A 17,013-nucleotide genomic window follows, 5' to 3' on the forward strand; every position below is an offset into this window, starting at 1 on the left:
CCTCTTGCCCAGCCCTGGTCGTTAAATCTGCAAAGCCAGCTTCCGTGCGTTGTTGATATGAACGGCGATGGCATCCATGGCAGTCTGCGGATCTCGTGTTTCGATTGCGGCAAGGACGGCTAAATGTTCCTGCATGACCGGTATAACGCGCCCGGTTATGCGGAACCGCTCCTGATTGATCAGGCGCATCTTGATCGTGTTTGTCTGGTAGGCGCGCCAGATGATCTCATTGTCGAGCGAACCGACGATAGTGTCATGCAGGCTCCAGTCGATATTCTGTGCCCGTTCTTCAAGCTCCGGCGTCTCGCCTTCACTCATAGCCCGATTCAACGTATCTTCGTGCTCGGCGCGCAGCGACCGCAGCAATTCGTCGGAAGCCGACTGGCAGAAAATCGCAATCGACTCCTTTTCGATGAAAAGCCGGAACTGAAATGCTTCACGGATGAGATTAAGATCGATATGGGCGATCTGGAGCCCGCGCTGCGGTACAGTTTTGATAAGACCTTCCGCTTCAAGGCGCGGGATCAGTTCGCGGATCGCACCCAGTGGCAAGCCCGTCATAGTAACGAGCTGGCGCTGAGAAACGAATTGGCCCGGATGGAAATCACGTGCCAGCAAATGCTGGGTGAAGCTCTGATAAGCCTTGTCCCGCAATTTTACCGGTTCGTTGTGATCTTCCGCCAAAGTCTATCCCCTCCCAGTCCCGTTTGCTTATGCCGTGGTCAGGCCGCTTTTGCCATATGCAAACGGTCGAATACACTGCCAATTGCATTGAGATCCGCGTCGTTGAGTGAAACGAGCGGTGCACGCACGCGACGCCATTCCATATCGCCCGTATGACGGGCAACCATAGCCTTGACCGCAGGCGTGACCGGATAGTTCAGCAACTGCTGCACGGCGCTGACGAGTTCAGCGTCGTCCTGACCATCGTTGACCATGCGCAGAAGACGATCCGGGAACAGGTTGGCCATGCCGGAAATAGCGCCCTGCCCGCCGAGGCGTACACCGGCGGCAAGATCGCGCTCATCGCCGATCAGGATCGCAATGTCCTTGTGCGCTGCAAGCAGCTTTTCCGTATAGGCCCAGTTACCGGATGAATCCTTCACCCCAGTGATAATGTCACGGAAGGCTGCACGCAGACGGCTGATGAGATCGACCGACAATTCAACCGCCGTCACCGACGGGATATTGTAGAGAATGATGCTGCGCGCATCATCGCCAAGACCTTTGAAGACAGCAGAAAACCAGTTGAACAGGCCATCATCGGAAAGGTTTTTGAAATAGGACGGAGGTGCTAGAAGAATGGCCTTGCAGCCGCGACGGAGCGCATCACCTGCCTGCAGGATCGCATCGGCAACCGAGTTTTCCATAACGCCGACTACGATGTTGGAAGCCTCAAAGCCTTGAGCAATGAAGCTATCCAAAAGTGCCGCACGTTCGGCATCGGCGATCGACGAACCTTCGCCTGTGGTGCCAAACAAGGTCACGCTTGAGCAGCCATTGTCGAGGCGTGCGCGTGCATGGCTAAGCACACGACTAACATCGATTTTGCCGTCCGCATCGAATGGCGTCGTAAGTGCTGCAGAGAGCCCAAAGCGCTCCCGACCAGAATTATCTTGTGCCAAAACTGGCTCCTCCCAAATTTGAACTTTAAGTTTGCACATACTAACATGTTAGTAAATAGTCAATTCGGGTTCAGTGTGTAATCGCATGATTTTGGGAGAATGGGAGAGACAGCAAAATACCTGAAACGCGAGTCAGTTCAGAGCGCTGATATCTCCCTCCCTCATCCTGAGGAGCTGTTGCAAACAGCGTCTCGAAGGACGAGGGAAAGCGAACCAAATGCCTGCCCTATTCCTTCGACACGGTGCTGCGCACCAGCTCAGGATGAGGGAGAAAGATGTCCTACACTCGACCTATCGAGTTGGAACAACGCCGCTTTCGATAAACGAAAGAACTTCCGCTTTATGTGGTGAACCGGCCCGTCCGCCGAAACGCGTGCATTTAATGGCGGCAGCGGCATTGGCAAAGCGAATGATGTCCGTCATCGGTTTGCCCTCAACCAAACCATGTGCAAAAGCACCATGGAACACGTCGCCCGCAGCCAGCGTATCCACTGCATCGACCTTGAAGCCAGCCACATGGGAAACCGGTTTGCCAGCACCTTCCGCCCAATAGCAGCCATCTGCGCCAGCGGTGACTGCCGTGATTACATCATAACGATTGGCAAGAATACGGACACATTCGCTCAAATCTCTCGTCGCTGCCACGCTGATTGCTGCAGGTTCTGATGCTACAATATGGGTCGCAAGCGGCAGAAGCGTTTCGAGCAATTCGACCGGTGCTGTATCGGCATCAAGTATAGCCGGAATACTTGCATCGCGTGCCGCACGGAGTGCCGTTTCCGCGGCCCACGGCCAACGCACATCGGTCATGACAGCCGCATAGACACCCGTCGCAATCGGCGGCACTGGATCAGATGGACTTGCAAGCCTGCTATCATAAAAAGGCACGATGATGCGTTCACCGCTCACATCGACAAGGATCGAAGAAAATGCAGTGCGCGCGCCTTCCAGCCGCCGAATATAGGTGCAATCGATACCTTCAGCCTCTAGTTCTGCGACGGCACGATCGCCCACCGGATCAATTCCCGCAGAAGCCCAGAGCGCCACATCGCCGCCAAGCCGCGCGATGGCAGCGGCTGCACTTGAGGCCATGCCAGCAGCAATCTCAACCGCCTCGCGCGGCAGATATTTACCCGCCACGTGTGGGAGTTCATCAAGACGGAGAATGGTGTCCATGGTGAGGGCACCGACGCAGAGAATTTTGGACGTCATGATTACGAGGTGAGACCTTCCGAGCGAAGCGTGGTCCAGAAGTCATCCGGGATCATCTGCTCGAACCAGACGACATTCTGTTTGATCTGTTCTGGCGAACGGACACCGATCAGAATGGAGCTGACGGCCTCGTGCCTCAACGGGAACTGCATGGCAGCAGCGGCGAGCGGCACATGATACTCATCGCAAATATCATGCAGGCGATTGGTGCGTGCAATGATTTCTGCAGGCGCATCGGCATAATCGAATTTCTGTTCGCCGCCGCGCGGTGCCGCCAGAATACCGGAGTTGAACACACCGGCAATCACCAGCGCCATGCCACGCTTTTGTGCCAGTGGCAGAAATTCCTTTTCCGACACCTGATCAAGTAGCGAATAACGGCCAGCCAAAAGCGAACAATCAAGGTCAGCCTCTTCTAGCGCATCGCGAATGACCTGCCATTCGTTCACACCAAGACCAAAACCTCTGATGTTGCCTGCCTCGCGTAATTCGGTCAGCGCACGGAAGCCGCCACCCTTGGTCAGCGCATTCCAGTGAAGCTCGTGCCTGTCGCCATGAGTCACACGGCCAATGTCATGGACATAAAGCAGATCGATTTCAGGAAAGCCGAGACGCTGCTGGCTGTCATCGAAGCTACGCATGATACCGTCATAGCTGTAATCAAAAACCTCACGAAAATTGAGGCCATTGTGCCAGCCTGAATCGAACGGATTTTTTGGCAGCGGCGGAGGCAAAGTGCGGCCAGCGCGCTCATTGGCCATCAAGCGCCCGACCTTGGTGGAAACAACTGCGCGCTCGCTCTTTTCGCGCAGCATATCGCCAAGCAGATGCTCACAGCGACCATAACCATACATCGGCGCGCTGTCGAAATAACGGATACCGCTGTTCCAACCGGCTTCCAGCAAAGCATTCGCATTGGCACGGGACACAGGAGCATAAAGCCCGCCCAAAGGCGCCGTTCCCAAACCAAGCGCAGTTACGGTCAGACCGGTACGGCCAAGCGTCTGCTTTTCTGCTGCTTTTAACTGCATGCGATTTCACTCCCTTGCAACGCAAACAATACGCTGCCTCCTCACGGGATTGATAGGGACAACCTCTTCTGTCCGCAACAAGAAAAACTGCACATGCGAATGGCCCATTCACATGCAAATGAATTCGGCAAACTGGCCGCTTGACACAGATAGTTTTTCAACCATAGTACTATGATGTCAGACCAATTTAGTCATAATTGGGAACAGGTCTGGTCAAGCTGTCGTCACTAAAGCAGACAACAGGACAGGATTTGTAATGGGAGATGGGAAGCTTTCCATAGCACCTCTGCCGCCCATGGACCGGGCGCGGCAGGTCACGGAGGCACTTGCCACCTATATCCAGACTGCGCAGCTTCAAGCCGGCGATCGCCTGCCGGCTGAACGGGAACTCATGACCGCACTTGCCGTCGGGCGCTCCACCATTCGGGAGGCCATCCGACATTTTCAGGCCCTCGGCGTCATTGAGACCCGCAAAGGCAGCGGCACCTATCTTCTCAAGCCAATTACTGCGGCCACCATTCATATGCCGCTTTCCTTCAACCCCACCCAATTGCGCGATGCCTTGCTGCAAACGCTGGAGATACGGCGCGGCATAGAAGCCGAAGCCAGCATGGTTGCCGCCCGCAAACGAACTGCCGAAGACCTTGTGACAATCGAGGAAAAACTCAATGAGATGGAGCGTGTGCACCTCGCTAAGGGCACATCTGGCCCAGAAGACCTCGCATTTCACCTGGCGATCTATGACGCCACCCACAACCCATTATTTAGGCAATTGCTGGAACAGATGCGCGATGCCTTTGTCAGCTTCTGGTCGGAGCCATTTGACCGGCCTGATTTTGCACGACGGACCTTTCCATTTCACCGCACACTCTTCAACGCCATCGCGGCTCAAGATCCCGAGACCGCGAGGCAGGAAACTCTGAAAATCCTCGACATTGTCGAGGAAGACATCAAGGAAATGTCCAAATGACTGACGGGATAGCCCCGCTCGATTTCGCTGCACTGACAGTTGCACATGATGAGGGAAATGCCTTCGACGCGGTCGTACCGCCGATCGTGCAGACATCGCTTTTTACCTTCCCTAGCTATGACGACATGGTCGCCTCCTATCGGGGCGAGAAGGTGAGGCCTATCTATACGCGCGGCCTCAACCCCACCGTGCGGGCATTTGAAGAAATGCTGGCCAAGCTGGAAGGCGGAGAAGACGCGCTGGGCTTTGCGAGCGGCATGGCGGCGATCTCAGCAAGCGTTCTGGCTTTTGTTCAGCCGGGAGATCGTATTGTCGCCGTGCGCCATGTCTATCCCGATGCATTCCGTCTGTTCGGCACGATCCTGAAGCGGATGCGTGTCGAAGTCGACTATGTCGATGGCCGCGACGAAGAAGCGGTCGCGCAAGCCCTCCCCGGCGCCAAGCTCTTTTATATGGAAAGCCCGACGAGCTGGGTCATGGAAGCCCATGATGTTGGCGCGTTAGCCGCCATCGCCAAGCGCAATGGCGTCCTCACCATCATCGACAACAGTTGGGCAAGCCCGATCTTTCAGCGTCCGTTGACGCTCGGCGTCGATCTCGTGGTGCATTCGGCATCCAAATATCTCGGCGGACACAGCGATGTCGTGGCCGGCGTTGTAACCGGATCGAAAGTCCTCGTCGACATGATCCGCGCTGAAACCTATCCTTATCTTGGCGGCAAACTTTCGCCTTTTGATGCCTGGCTGCTCGTCCGCGGTATGCGCACATTGCCGACACGCATGAAAGCACATGAGGCGTCCGCGCTGGAAATCGCCAAACGCCTGCAAGCTCTCGATATTGTCGAAACCGTCTGCCACCCGGCGCTGGCCAACCGCCTGCCTGCCGGATTATCGGGCACATCGGGGCTTTTCTCTGTCATCTTCAACGACAGTGTTAACGTCCGAACACTCTGCAATCATTTGAAGCTGTTCAAACTCGGCGTGAGCTGGGGCGGGCATGAAAGCCTGATCGTCCCTGGCGAGGTCGTATTGCAGCAGCGTGCACAGCCCAATTCCGCGCATACGTTTGGTATCGATCCGCGCTCCGTCCGCCTGCACGTCGGCCTGGAAGGTACGGAGGCCTTGTGGCGGGACCTTGAGGAGGTAATCGCCGCATCCACAGCATAAACAAACAGTCGTGAGGATAATAAAGGGGAACGACACATGAAAAAACTGATCGCAACCGCATTCGCCGCCATGTTGATGAGCGGTACGGCCATGGCCGATACGACCTTGAAGCTGGTGGAAGTCATCACCAGTCCAGAACGCACCGAAACGCTGAAGTCTATCGTTGCTAAATTTGAAGCGGCAAATCCCGGCACGAAGGTGGAAATCATCTCGCTACCCTGGGGTGAATCCTTCCAGAAATTTGCGACCATGGTGTCGTCGGGCGAAATTCCCGACGTCATGGAAATGCCGGACACCTGGGTTTCGCTCTATGCCAACAACGGAATGCTGGAAAGCCTAGAGCCGTATCTGAAGGAATGGCAGACTACGCCGGACCTGACCGACCGCGCGCTGGAACTTGGCCGTAGCGTCAAGGATACGGCCTACATGCTGCCTTATGGCTTCTACCTGAACGCCATGTTCTACAACAAGAAGCTGCTCGCCGAAGCCGGTGTTTCCGAACCGCCGAAAACCATGGACGAATTCCTCGAAGCCTCGAAGAAAATTTCGGCGCTTCCGGGCAAAGCGGGCTATTGTCTGCGTGGCGGCCCCGGCGGCCTGAACAGCTGGGTTATCTTTGGCGCTTCCATGGCAGGCAACAATACGTTCTTCAACGAGGATGGCACCTCGACCATGAACAGCGACGGCTGGAAGAAGGGCATTGCCTGGGTCGTCGATCTTTACAAGAACGGCCTCGCGCCAAAGGACAGCGTCAACTGGGGCTTCAATGAAACCGTGGCCGGCTTCTATAGCGGCACCTGTGCCTTCCTCAATCAGGACCCGGACGCGCTGATAGCCATCGCCGAGCGTATGAAGCCGGAGGATTTCGGCGTGACCGTCATGCCGAAGGGGCCTGATGGCAAGACCTTCCCGACCATAGGCTTTGCCGGATGGTCGATCATGAGCGCCAGCCAGAACAAGGATCTGGCCTGGAAGCTGATTGCGACACTGGAAGGTCCGGAAGGCAATGTCACGTGGAACAAGCGAACCGGAGCATTGCCGGTTCTGAAATCCGCACAGGATGATCCGTTCTACAAGACGCCGCAGTTCAAGGGCTGGTTCGACGAGCTTGCCGACAAGGACGTGACGCCGACTGTTATGCCGACTTACCTCGAAGAATTCGCCTTCTTCAAGGATTCGCTCGTCATCAAGACATCGCAGCAGGCGTTGCTCGGCGAAATTACCCCTGACGAACTGGCTGACCAGTGGGCGGAATATCTGACCAAGGCACAGCAAAAATTCCTGGCTGGCAAGAAGTAAGCCGAGAAGACAGGCGCGGATCATCTGCGCCTGTCTCCTGAATTGGCGCGAACTTTCATGTCGCAGCCCATCCACGCTCCAACGGGAAAGCGAGTGATGACCACCACTATCCCCCAACAAGACAGACGCAGTTTCCTGCAGCGGTTTGCCCATGCATCGGAACCCTATCTTTATAGCGCTCCAGCATTGATCCTGATCGGTGCTATCATGCTCGTGCCGCTGGTTCTTGGCATTTCCTATGCGTTTCGCGACATCCAACTCCTCAATCCATTTTCCGGCGGTTTTGTCGGACTGGAACATTTTCGCACGCTGGCCGACGACCGCTCTTTTTATGGTGCGCTGAAAAATACCCTGTGGTGGACCGGCGGTTCCGTATTGCTGCAATTCATCTTCGGGTTGATTCTGGCCCTGCTCCTGGACAAGCCCTTTGCCGGACGTGGTATCGCTCAAGCTCTGGTTTTCCTGCCGTGGGCCGTACCCACATTCCTCTCCGGTTTGAACTGGGCCTGGCTCTTCAATCCCGTCATCGGCCCCCTGCCGCACTGGTTCTATGCGCTCGGTCTGATGAGCGAGCCGAACAACATTCTCTCCGATCCCAATCTGGCCATGTGGGGTATCATCACTGCAGGTGTCTGGTGGGGGATTCCCTTCTTCGCGATCACCATGCTGGCCGCGCTTCAAGCCATCCCGCGTGACCTCTACGAGGCGGCAGCTATCGACGGTGCCGGGCCGGTACAGCGTTTTCTCTCGATCACACTCCCCTATCTCGCTCCGACCATGGCCATAACCATTTTGTTGCGCACAGTCTGGATCGCGAACAGCGCGGACCTGATCGTCGTTATGACCGGCGGCGGGCCCGCCGACCGGACGCAGATCGTAGCAAGCTATATTTTCACACAGGCTTTCAAGCGTCTGGATTTCGGTTATGCCTCGGCAATTGCGCTCGTGCTGCTTTTGCTACTCCTCGTCTACTCCATGCTGATCGTGCTCCTGCGTCAGTCATTGCTGAACAAGGATTGAGGTCATGGCCGCTCGTAAACTTCTCCTAACCGGAGCCCACCGCGGTGCAATTCTGCTCTACGTGCTGTTTGCCCTGTTTCCGCTCTTCTGGGTTCTGAAAGTATCGGTCACACCCAACGACCTCCTCTACAGCGAGGGCGTGAGACTCTGGCCATCGCGCACCACGTTCGAGCATTTCGGTCATGTCCTGAATCACAGTTCGTTTCCGCTTTTCTTTCGCAACAGCCTGATTGTTTCCGGGTCGACGGCAATTGTCGTGACATTGTTCGCATCACTGTCCGGCTACGCTCTGTCCCGGTTCAATTTTCATGGCAAATACTGGATTGTCGCGCTGATGCTTTTGACCCAGATGTTCCCCCTGGTGATGCTTATCGCGCCGATCTACAAGATCATGGCACCGCTCGGCCTGACAAACAGCCTGTTCGGTCTGGTCGTCGTCTATTCGGCATTCAATGTGCCCTTTGCCACGTTTCTGATGCAGTCATTCTTCGACGGCATTCCGAAGGATCTTGAAGAAGCTGCCAAGATCGACGGGGCAACGCAGTTCATGGCTTTCCGTCAGATTATCCTGCCGTTGACCCTGCCGGGCATCGCGGCAACGCTCGGTTTCGTTTTCACCGCCGCATGGAGTGAGTTGCTCTTCGCGCTGATGCTGATATCGGGCAATGACGCTGCGACCTTCCCGGTTGGCCTCCTGACTTTCGTGTCCAAATTCTCCGTCGACTTCGGGCAGATGATGGCGGCAGGCGTTCTGGCTCTTATCCCGGCCTGCGTCTTTTTCTTTCTCATTCAACGCTATCTCGTTCAAGGCCTGACAGCCGGCGCAGTCAAAGGCTGAAAGGGTTTCCAATGGCTTCCATCAACATTCAGTCTGTACGCAAAAGCTATGGCGAACTGGCCGTGCTCCACGGGGTCGACCTTGAAATCGAAGACGGTGAATTTATCGTCCTGGTCGGCCCTTCGGGCTGCGGAAAATCCACACTCCTGCGCATGATTGCGGGGCTCGAAGAGATAACCGCAGGTCAGGTGCAGATCAGCGGCAAACGCATCAACGAGCTTGCACCCAAGGACCGCGACATAGCTATGGTGTTTCAGTCCTACGCGCTCTACCCGCATATGAGTGTCGCCGACAATATGAGCTACAGTATGCGGCTGCGTAAAACGCCGAAAGAGAAGATCGCAAGCGCCATCAAATCCACGGCCACCAAGCTCGGCCTTGAACCCTTTTTGGAGCGACGCCCCAAGGCATTGTCAGGAGGGCAGCGCCAGCGTGTTGCAATGGGCCGCGCCATCGTGCGCCAGCCAAAGGCATTTCTCTTTGACGAACCGCTTTCCAATCTCGATGCCCGGCTGCGCGAGCAGATGCGTGCCGAAATCAAGAAACTGCACGGCGAGCTGAAAGCAACCTCGATCTACGTCACCCATGACCAGATCGAAGCCATGACCCTTGCCGACCGCATCGTGGCCATGCATAGCGGCGTGGTGCAGCAGGTCGGCCCTCCGCTTGAACTCTATGACCGTCCGGCAAACCTTTTTGTGGCGGGTTTCATCGGCTCACCAGCGATGAATTTTCTGGATGTTACCTACCAGGAACAAGACAGCAAAGCGCATCTGAGCCTCACGGACGGAACGCAGATCGCATTGGCATCGCCCATGTCCCTTGACGACGGAGACAGGGCGACACTCGGCATCCGGCCAGAGCACGTGACGCTGGAGCAATCAGGCAGTCTTCCCACGCATGTGGATCTGGTCGAGCCAACCGGTTTTGGTATTATCCTGCACCTCAGCCTGCATGGATTGCCGTTCAAGGTTTTCACGCTCGATCGCGATGCACTGCGCGCTGAAGGTACAGTTCACGTGAGTTTTCCAACTCAACACCTGCATCTGTTCGACAAGGATGGAAATCGCGTAGAGCCGCGAAGGGCTCAGTAATCCTTCGCGAAACGCGCTTGAATGCTCTGTGACAGAAGCGCGACCGGACGCGTTGTGTCACCCGGCGGATTCCATAGAAGCTCTTCGATCTCGCTGGAAGCAACAGGCATCTGACCGTCTTTCAACCGGAGATGAAATAACTCCGCCTCGACCGTTGCATCGTCTTCGTTGGCGGCGGGCGCCGACATCTTTGCCGCATAGCGCAACTGGCTCTCGTCAATGAGAATGCCGAGCTCTTCCTCAATCTCGCGGATAAGCGCAATTTCAGGCTGCTCGCCTGCATCGATTTTGCCGCCTGGCTGAAAGAAAATATCGCTGCCGCGCTTGCGTACGAGAAGGAAACGGCCCGCTTCGTCACGGACAATGGCTGCTGCAATAAGAATCGTTTTCATGATGGCGGATTTTCGTTCCGGGGGCGGATGCCGTCAAGAATGATGGCGCTCAACGCCTTGGCCGTTTCGTCATAGAACCCAGCCTCCTCCGAACGCCGACCGAGAACGGCACCGACCTGTACAGAGAAATCCGAGTAATGCTGTGTTACCGCCCAAATGGTGAAGATCAGATGATAGGGATCGACGGGAGCCAGACGCTTTTCAGCTATCCATCGATGAATAACCCCCGCCTTTTCATCCACCAACTGCTTCAGATGTCCTTTCAGAAAATCGGAAATTGCCGGAGCGCCGTGTAGAATTTCATTGGCAAAAAGGCGCGAGGCCTCCGGCTTTTTCGCCGACATTTCCAACTTCACGGCGATATAACGGCGCAACTCGTCCAGCGGGTCACCCTCGGGGTCGATGTGCTCGAAAGGCTCCAGCCAGGTGGCAAGCGTATCTTCCAGCACGGTCACGTAGATGTTCTGCTTGCGCGGAAAATAATAAAGCAGATTCGGCTTCGACATGCCCGCCTTCTCGGCGATCTGATCGACCGTCGAACCGCGAAAGCCATAAGCCGAAAAAACCTCCAGAGCGGCATCGAGGATCAGCCTGCGATTTATACCCTGAATACGTGTCGCACCTTCCGATTTCTCGTTCGACATCTTCTCGTTTCCGACTGTGTCGGTCCGTGAGTCTGAAGGAGCTGTGGCCATTTGACACCTTTCAGCAGTGTAGAATTTTTCAAAAGCGCTTGACCATATTCAAACGCTCTTCTAGCCTGCAATTTGACCAACTAGTCAAGTTTTTGCGCGCAAGGCAAGAATATTGTGGCCAAAGAGCCGGGTCGTGGGAACATATATTGGCGGGTGGATGCGGGCTAGCAGTATAATGGCTCGAATTTGAACGCACATACATAATGCGGAGGCAGAGCGCATGGTGCTCACCAGCAATCTTAGAGTCAACGGCGATCGTCTTTGGGACAGTCTGATGGACATGGCCCAGATCGGCCCCGGTGTGCGTGGTGGTAACAACCGCCAAACCTTGACCGATGAAGACGGCGAAGGCCGTAAGCTATTTCAAAGCTGGTGCGAAAAATCCGGGCTTACCATGGGCGTGGACACGATGGGGAACATGTTCTTCACGCGCCCCGGCGAAGATGCCGACGCTGATCCGGTCTATATGGGCAGCCATCTCGACACGCAGCCGACGGGCGGTAAATTCGATGGCGTGCTGGGCGTTCTCGGCGGCCTCGAAGTCATGCGCACGCTCAACGATATGAATATCAAGACAAAGCGACCTATCGTCGTCGTCAACTGGACGAATGAGGAAGGCACGCGTTTTGCCCCGGCCATGCTCTCATCGGGTGTTTTTGCCGGTGTGCACGAGCAGGACTGGGCCTATCAGCGCACAGATGCCAAAGGCAAGAAATTCGGAGACGAACTGGAGCGCATTGGCTGGAAAGGCAATGAACCGGTCGGGCAGCGCAAAATCCATGCGATGTTCGAGCTTCATATCGAGCAGGGGCCGATCCTTGAGGCCGAGCACAAGGATATCGGCGTTGTGAATCATGGCCAGGGGTTGTGGTGGCTGCAGGTCACCTTGACCGGCAAGGAGGCACATACCGGCTCTACGCCTATGAAAATGCGCAAGAACGCAAGCCTTGGCCTTGGCAAGATGCTGCAGCTCGTCAACGAGATCGCCATGTCCCACCAGCCGGATGCGGTGGGCGGCGTGGGCCATATCGATGTCTCACCTAACTCGCGCAATGTGCTGCCAGGCCAGATCGTTTTCACGGTCGATTTCCGCTCGCCCAACCAAGATGTGCTGGACGACATGAAAACGCGGTTTGAAAAGGAAGCGCCGAAGATCGCCGAAGAACTGGGCATCGGCATCGAGATTGAAGTGGCCGGACATTTCGACCCGGTGACCTTTGATGACAGCTGCGTGGTGGCGATCCGCAACGCGGCGGAACGGCTCGGCTATAGCCACCGTAACATCGTTTCTGGCGCGGGCCACGATGCCTGCTGGGTCAATCGCGTTGCGCCGACTGCGATGGTCATGTGTCCATGCGTGGATGGGCTCAGCCATAATGAAGACGAGGATATTTCGAAGGAATGGGCGTCGGCGGGAACCGACGTGCTTCTGCATGCGGTATTGGAGACTGCTGAAATTGTAAGCTGATTTCACAACCATCCACTACTGCTACTGTTCGCAACAAAACCAAAAAGGGGAACGACGAACAATGGCAAAGGTCATCAAAGGCGGAACCGTCATCACGGCTGACCGCACCTTTAAAGCCGATGTTCTCATCGAAGGCGAAAAGATTGTTGCTGTCGGCGACAATCTCTCCGGCGATGAAGTCATAGATGCATCCGGCTGCTATGTCATGCCGGGTGGTATCGACCCGCACACTCATCTGCAAATGCCCTTCATGGGCACCTATTCATCCGACGATTTCGACACCGGCACCGCCGCAGCCCTTGCCGGTGGCACGACGATGGTTGTGGATTTCGTTCTACCTGGACCGGAAGGCAATCTGCTCGACGCATTGCAGGAATGGTTCCAGAAGGCAGGCAAAGCCCGCACCGATTATTCTTTCCATATGGCGATCACCGGCTGGAGCGAACGCGCTTTCAATGAAATGCCTGAAGTGGTGAAGCGCGGCATCAATACCTTCAAGCACTTCATGGCCTATAAGGGTGCGTTGATGGTGAATGATGACGAGATGTTCGCCTCGTTCCAGCGCTGCGCGGAGCTGGGCGCCATGCCGCTCGTTCATGCCGAAAACGGCGATGTCGTCGCGCAGTTGCAGGCCAAGCTGATGGCCGAGGGTAACGATGGACCGGAAGCCCACGCCTATTCGCGCCCACCGGAAGTGGAAGGGGAAGCAACCAACCGCGCCATCATGATCGCCGATCAGGCAGGCGTGCCGCTTTATGTCGTGCATGTTTCCTGCGAGCAGAGCCATGAAGCGATCCGCCGTGCCCGCCAGAAGGGTATGCGTGTTTATGGCGAGCCGCTCATTCAGCATCTGACGCTTGACGAAAGCGAATATCACAATCGGGATTGGGATTATGCGGCACGCCGCGTGATGTCTCCGCCATTCCGTGACAAGCTCAATCAGGATAGTCTTTGGGCCGGTCTAGCGGCCGGAAGCCTGCAATGCGTGGCGACCGACCACTGTGCGTTCACCACCGAGCAGAAGCGTTACGGCATCGGCAATTTCACCAAGATTCCGAATGGAACGGGCGGTCTCGAAGAACGCATGCCAGTGTTGTGGTCGCGCGGCGTGCGCACAGGGCGCCTGACGCCAATCGAGTTCGTGGCTGTCACCTCGACCAACATTGCCAAGATCTTGAACATCTATCCGCAGAAAGGCGCAGTGCTGCCGGGAGCGGATGCCGATCTTGTCATCTGGGATCCGGAGGCCACCAAGAAGGTTTCTGCAAAAACACAGCATTCCTCCATTGATTACAACGTTTTCGAAGGCTTCGAACTCAAGGGCCTGCCGAAGATGACCCTTTCACGTGGGCGTATCGCCTTCGACAAGGGCCACGTCACGGCAGAGCCGGGCGACGGGCGCTTCATCGAACGTGAGCCGAACGGTGCGGTCAATCGCGCGCTGTCGCAATGGAAGGAAATCGTTGCGCCGCGCAAAGTGGAGCGCAGCGCCGAACATATGCCGATAGGGGTCTGAGACATGGCCATCGTCCAGCTTCGGGAACCGCGCATGAGTTTGAATGACAGCATGGCCCCGGAGAGGGGCGAGGCAAATGCGCAGACAGTGATCGACATCAAAGATTTGTCGCTCGTCTTCGAGACGAATGACGGGCCGGTCCATGCGCTGTCCAACATTGATCTTGCCGTCAAGCGCGGCGAGTTCGTTTCCTTCATCGGACCTTCGGGATGCGGCAAGACCACGCTGATGCGCGTCGTGGCCGATCTGGAACAGCCCACATCAGGCTCCGTAACGGTGAACGGAAAGACGCCTGAACAAGCCCGCCTCGACCGATCCTACGGTTATGTATTTCAGGCGGCCGCTCTGTTTCCCTGGCGCACCATCGAAGACAATATCAGCCTGCCGCTGGAGATTATGGGGTTCTCCAAGGCAGAAAGGCGCGAGCGGATCGAAAAGAATCTCGCGCTCGTCAATCTCTCAGGCTTTGACAAAAAATATCCCTGGCAGCTTTCCGGCGGCATGCAACAGCGCGCATCGATAGCTCGCGCATTGTCATTCGATCCGGACATGCTGCTGATGGACGAGCCCTTTGGCGCTCTGGACGAAATCGTGCGCGATCATCTGAACGAGCAGCTTCTCAAGCTTTGGGCCGCGACCCGCAAAACAGTGATTTTCGTCACGCACTCGATCCCGGAAGCGGTGTTTCTCTCGACCAAAATCGTTGTCATGAGCCCACGACCCGGCCGCATTCATGAAATCATCGATTGCGACCTTGGCCCGGACAGGCCGCTTGAAATCAGAGAGTCCGAAGCGTTTCTGAAAATTGCCCATCGGGTTCGTGAGGGGTTACGTCTGGGGCATATCCATGAATGAGGGCGTTCATCAACGGCATCGCGCAGGAGATCGCCCATGAAAGGCTTCCTGCACGATAGGTTTATCCCCGTGGCAACCATACTCGCCGTCATTATTGCACTTTGGTACGGCCTGGCGGTGGTGCTCAACGCTCCGTTTGAGCGTGATCAGGCCACACGCGCAGGGACAGAAATCACCTTCTCGACGCTTGTTGCCAATACGATGCATCAGGACCGACCCGTCCTGCCCGCCCCCCATCAGGTAGCTGAAGAAATCTGGAAAACTGTCTTCGGGGTCAAGCCCAGTTCCAAGCGCAGTCTGATCTACCACGGATGGGTAACACTATCGTCCACCCTACTCGGTTTTGTGCTTGGATCGACACTGGGCGTTCTTCTCGCCGTGGGGATCGTTCATTCCCGCACACTCGACAAGAGCCTGATGCCGTGGATCATCACCTCACAAACGATCCCGATCCTCGCCATCGCGCCGATGATTATCGTGGTTCTGAACGCCATTGGCATATCGGGCTTGCTGCCCAAGGCTATCATCTCGACCTATCTGTCCTTCTTCCCGGTCGCTGTCGGTATGGTGAAAGGGCTGCGGTCGCCTGATGTGATGCATCTCGACCTCATGCGCACCTATAATGCATCAAGATCGCAGGTGTTCTGGAAACTGCGCTGGCCAGCGGCCATGCCGTTCCTCTTTACATCGATGCAGATCGCCGTCGCGATCAGCCTCGTCGGTGCAATTGTGGGTGAATTGCCAACCGGCGCGGTTGCAGGCCTCGGAGCGAGGCTGCTTGCAGGCTCTTATTATGGACAGACGGTCCAAATATGGGCCGCGCTTGTTGTCGCTGCCCTGATGGCTGCTGTGCTGGTTGCACTGATTGGAATTACAGCACAACTTGTGAATCGACGAATGGGCGCAAAGCCGGAAAGGGGAGCCGCATGATGACAGGCATTCTTTCCGTCATAGCGCTCATCGCTGTCTCATGGTTACTTGTCGGTTGGGTAGCAAGCCTGAAGACCCGCAATCCCTTAGGCCAAAAGCTTCTGGATATCGCAGTGCCAGCGCTCTTTGGCATCGCGATGTTATTGCTCTGGGAAGTAACCGTCCGGCTTTTCGCTATTCCTCAGGTTCTCCTTCCAGCACCGTCAGCAATCTGGGCACGCATAACGGCGTCCGTACCAATTCTCTGGGCGGATTTCCGACAGACTTTTCTGAAGGCCGTCATCATCGGCTATGTGGCGGGATGCGGTCTCGGTTTCATAACCGCCATCATCGCAGACCGGATTCCATTTCTGCGGAAGGGGCTGTTGCCGCTCGGCAATCTGGCCGCCGCACTTCCCATCGTGGGCGTCGCGCCAATCATGGTGATGTGGTTCGGCTTCGACTGGCAGTCGAAGGCGGCGGTCGTCATCATCATGACCTTCTTTCCTATGCTGGTGAACACGGTTGCGGGCCTTGCCAGTACCGGGTCGATGGAACGGGACATGATGGAGACCTACGGCTCAAGCTACTGGCAGACATTGTTTAAGCTGCGTCTTCCAGCGGCCATGCCATTCATCTTCAACGCGCTCAAGATCAATTCCACCCTCGCGCTTATCGGAGCGATCGTAGCGGAATTTTTCGGCACGCCGATTGTCGGCATGGGCTTCCGCATCTCTGCGGAAATCGGACGCATGAATGTCGATATGGTCTGGGCTGAAATTTTCGTAGCCGCTCTGGCGGGGTCGCTCTCTTACGGGCTGATCGCGCTGATCGAGCGGAAAATGACATTCTGGCACCCGTCTTACAGACGAGGTTAACGGAACAATTTGGCATCCGTCACCATAAGACGGAGCTAATAACCA

17 protein-coding genes are annotated in these 17,013 nt (G+C 56.1%); 11 read left to right on the forward strand and 6 right to left on the reverse strand.

The window, feature by feature from the left end:
• Window positions 1–21: 21 nt before the first annotated feature.
• The 4 genes from ACYSN1_RS05450 to ACYSN1_RS05465 form a co-directional block, all read right to left on the reverse strand.
• Window positions 22–684: a GntR family transcriptional regulator gene (locus tag ACYSN1_RS05450; RefSeq protein WP_461724728.1), complete on the reverse strand. Its 663-nt coding sequence runs from the start codon at window positions 682–684 to the stop codon at window positions 22–24.
• A 38-nt stretch (window positions 685–722) separates the two neighbouring features.
• Window positions 723–1,625, reverse strand: coding sequence for a dihydrodipicolinate synthase family protein (locus tag ACYSN1_RS05455; protein WP_461724729.1), 903 nt, complete (start codon window positions 1,623–1,625; stop codon window positions 723–725).
• 291 nt (window positions 1,626–1,916) lie between these two features.
• Window positions 1,917–2,837 carry a PfkB family carbohydrate kinase gene (locus tag ACYSN1_RS05460; protein WP_461724730.1) on the reverse strand — a complete coding sequence of 307 codons (921 nt, stop codon included), beginning with the start codon at window positions 2,835–2,837 and terminating at the stop codon, window positions 1,917–1,919.
• Window positions 2,838–2,839: 2 nt separating this feature from the next.
• Complete coding sequence (locus tag ACYSN1_RS05465) at window positions 2,840–3,868, reverse strand: aldo/keto reductase (RefSeq protein ID WP_461724731.1); 1,029 nt, start codon at window positions 3,866–3,868, stop codon at window positions 2,840–2,842.
• A gap of 256 nt (window positions 3,869–4,124) precedes the next feature.
• On the opposite strand from ACYSN1_RS05465, the gene ACYSN1_RS05470 reads away from it, so the two are divergent.
• The 6 genes from ACYSN1_RS05470 to ACYSN1_RS05495 all read left to right on the forward strand — a co-directional run bounded on the left by ACYSN1_RS05470 (window position 4,125) and on the right by ACYSN1_RS05495 (window position 10,255).
• Window positions 4,125–4,838, forward strand: a complete 714-nt coding sequence (locus ACYSN1_RS05470; RefSeq protein ID WP_461724732.1) for a FadR/GntR family transcriptional regulator — start codon at window positions 4,125–4,127, stop codon at window positions 4,836–4,838.
• On the forward strand, window positions 4,835–6,004 hold the full coding sequence (locus ACYSN1_RS05475) for a PLP-dependent transferase (protein WP_461724733.1): 1,170 nt from the start codon (window positions 4,835–4,837) through the stop codon (window positions 6,002–6,004). The genes ACYSN1_RS05470 and ACYSN1_RS05475 overlap by 4 nt, the downstream gene beginning before the upstream one ends.
• Window positions 6,005–6,040: 36 nt before the next feature.
• Window positions 6,041–7,303: an ABC transporter substrate-binding protein gene (locus ACYSN1_RS05480; RefSeq protein WP_461724734.1), complete on the forward strand. Its 1,263-nt coding sequence runs from the start codon at window positions 6,041–6,043 to the stop codon at window positions 7,301–7,303.
• Between the two features lie 96 nt (window positions 7,304–7,399).
• On the forward strand, window positions 7,400–8,323 hold the full coding sequence (locus tag ACYSN1_RS05485; RefSeq protein ID WP_461724735.1) for a carbohydrate ABC transporter permease: 924 nt from the start codon (window positions 7,400–7,402) through the stop codon (window positions 8,321–8,323).
• Window positions 8,324–8,327: 4 nt separating this feature from the next.
• Window positions 8,328–9,161 (forward strand): carbohydrate ABC transporter permease, encoded by an 834-nt coding sequence (locus ACYSN1_RS05490; protein WP_461724736.1) that lies wholly within the window; start codon window positions 8,328–8,330, stop codon window positions 9,159–9,161.
• An 11-nt stretch (window positions 9,162–9,172) separates the two neighbouring features.
• Window positions 9,173–10,255, forward strand: coding sequence for an ABC transporter ATP-binding protein (locus tag ACYSN1_RS05495; protein ID WP_461724737.1), 1,083 nt, complete (start codon window positions 9,173–9,175; stop codon window positions 10,253–10,255).
• Here the strand turns inward: ACYSN1_RS05495 and ACYSN1_RS05500 are convergent.
• Together ACYSN1_RS05500 and ACYSN1_RS05505 are read right to left on the reverse strand one after the other, a co-directional pair.
• On the reverse strand, window positions 10,249–10,647 hold the full coding sequence (locus tag ACYSN1_RS05500; protein WP_461724738.1) for an NUDIX hydrolase: 399 nt from the start codon (window positions 10,645–10,647) through the stop codon (window positions 10,249–10,251). The genes ACYSN1_RS05495 and ACYSN1_RS05500 overlap by 7 nt on opposite strands.
• The gene (locus ACYSN1_RS05505) at window positions 10,644–11,342 is read right to left on the reverse strand and encodes a TetR family transcriptional regulator C-terminal domain-containing protein (RefSeq protein ID WP_461724739.1); all 699 of its coding nucleotides are present in this window, start codon (window positions 11,340–11,342) and stop codon (window positions 10,644–10,646) included. The genes ACYSN1_RS05500 and ACYSN1_RS05505 overlap by 4 nt, the downstream gene beginning before the upstream one ends.
• Before the next feature lie 220 nt (window positions 11,343–11,562).
• On the opposite strand from ACYSN1_RS05505, the gene ACYSN1_RS05510 reads away from it, so the two are divergent.
• The 5 genes from ACYSN1_RS05510 (at window position 11,563) to ACYSN1_RS05530 (ending at window position 16,968) form a co-directional block, all read left to right on the forward strand.
• The gene (locus tag ACYSN1_RS05510; protein ID WP_461724740.1) at window positions 11,563–12,810 is read left to right on the forward strand and encodes a Zn-dependent hydrolase; all 1,248 of its coding nucleotides are present in this window, start codon (window positions 11,563–11,565) and stop codon (window positions 12,808–12,810) included.
• Between the two features lie 61 nt (window positions 12,811–12,871).
• Window positions 12,872–14,326, forward strand: a complete 1,455-nt coding sequence (gene hydA, locus ACYSN1_RS05515; protein WP_461724741.1) for a dihydropyrimidinase — start codon at window positions 12,872–12,874, stop codon at window positions 14,324–14,326.
• A 33-nt stretch (window positions 14,327–14,359) separates the two neighbouring features.
• Window positions 14,360–15,181: an ABC transporter ATP-binding protein gene (locus tag ACYSN1_RS05520; protein ID WP_461724742.1), complete on the forward strand. Its 822-nt coding sequence runs from the start codon at window positions 14,360–14,362 to the stop codon at window positions 15,179–15,181.
• Between the two features lie 36 nt (window positions 15,182–15,217).
• Window positions 15,218–16,111 carry an ABC transporter permease gene (locus tag ACYSN1_RS05525; RefSeq protein WP_461724743.1) on the forward strand — a complete coding sequence of 298 codons (894 nt, stop codon included), beginning with the start codon at window positions 15,218–15,220 and terminating at the stop codon, window positions 16,109–16,111.
• Window positions 16,108–16,968 (forward strand): ABC transporter permease, encoded by an 861-nt coding sequence (locus tag ACYSN1_RS05530; RefSeq protein ID WP_461724744.1) that lies wholly within the window; start codon window positions 16,108–16,110, stop codon window positions 16,966–16,968. Before ACYSN1_RS05525 ends, ACYSN1_RS05530 begins: the two co-directional genes overlap by 4 nt.
• Window positions 16,969–17,013: the final 45 nt, after the last annotated feature.

The organism is Brucella sp. LJL56 (genome assembly GCF_054871705.1).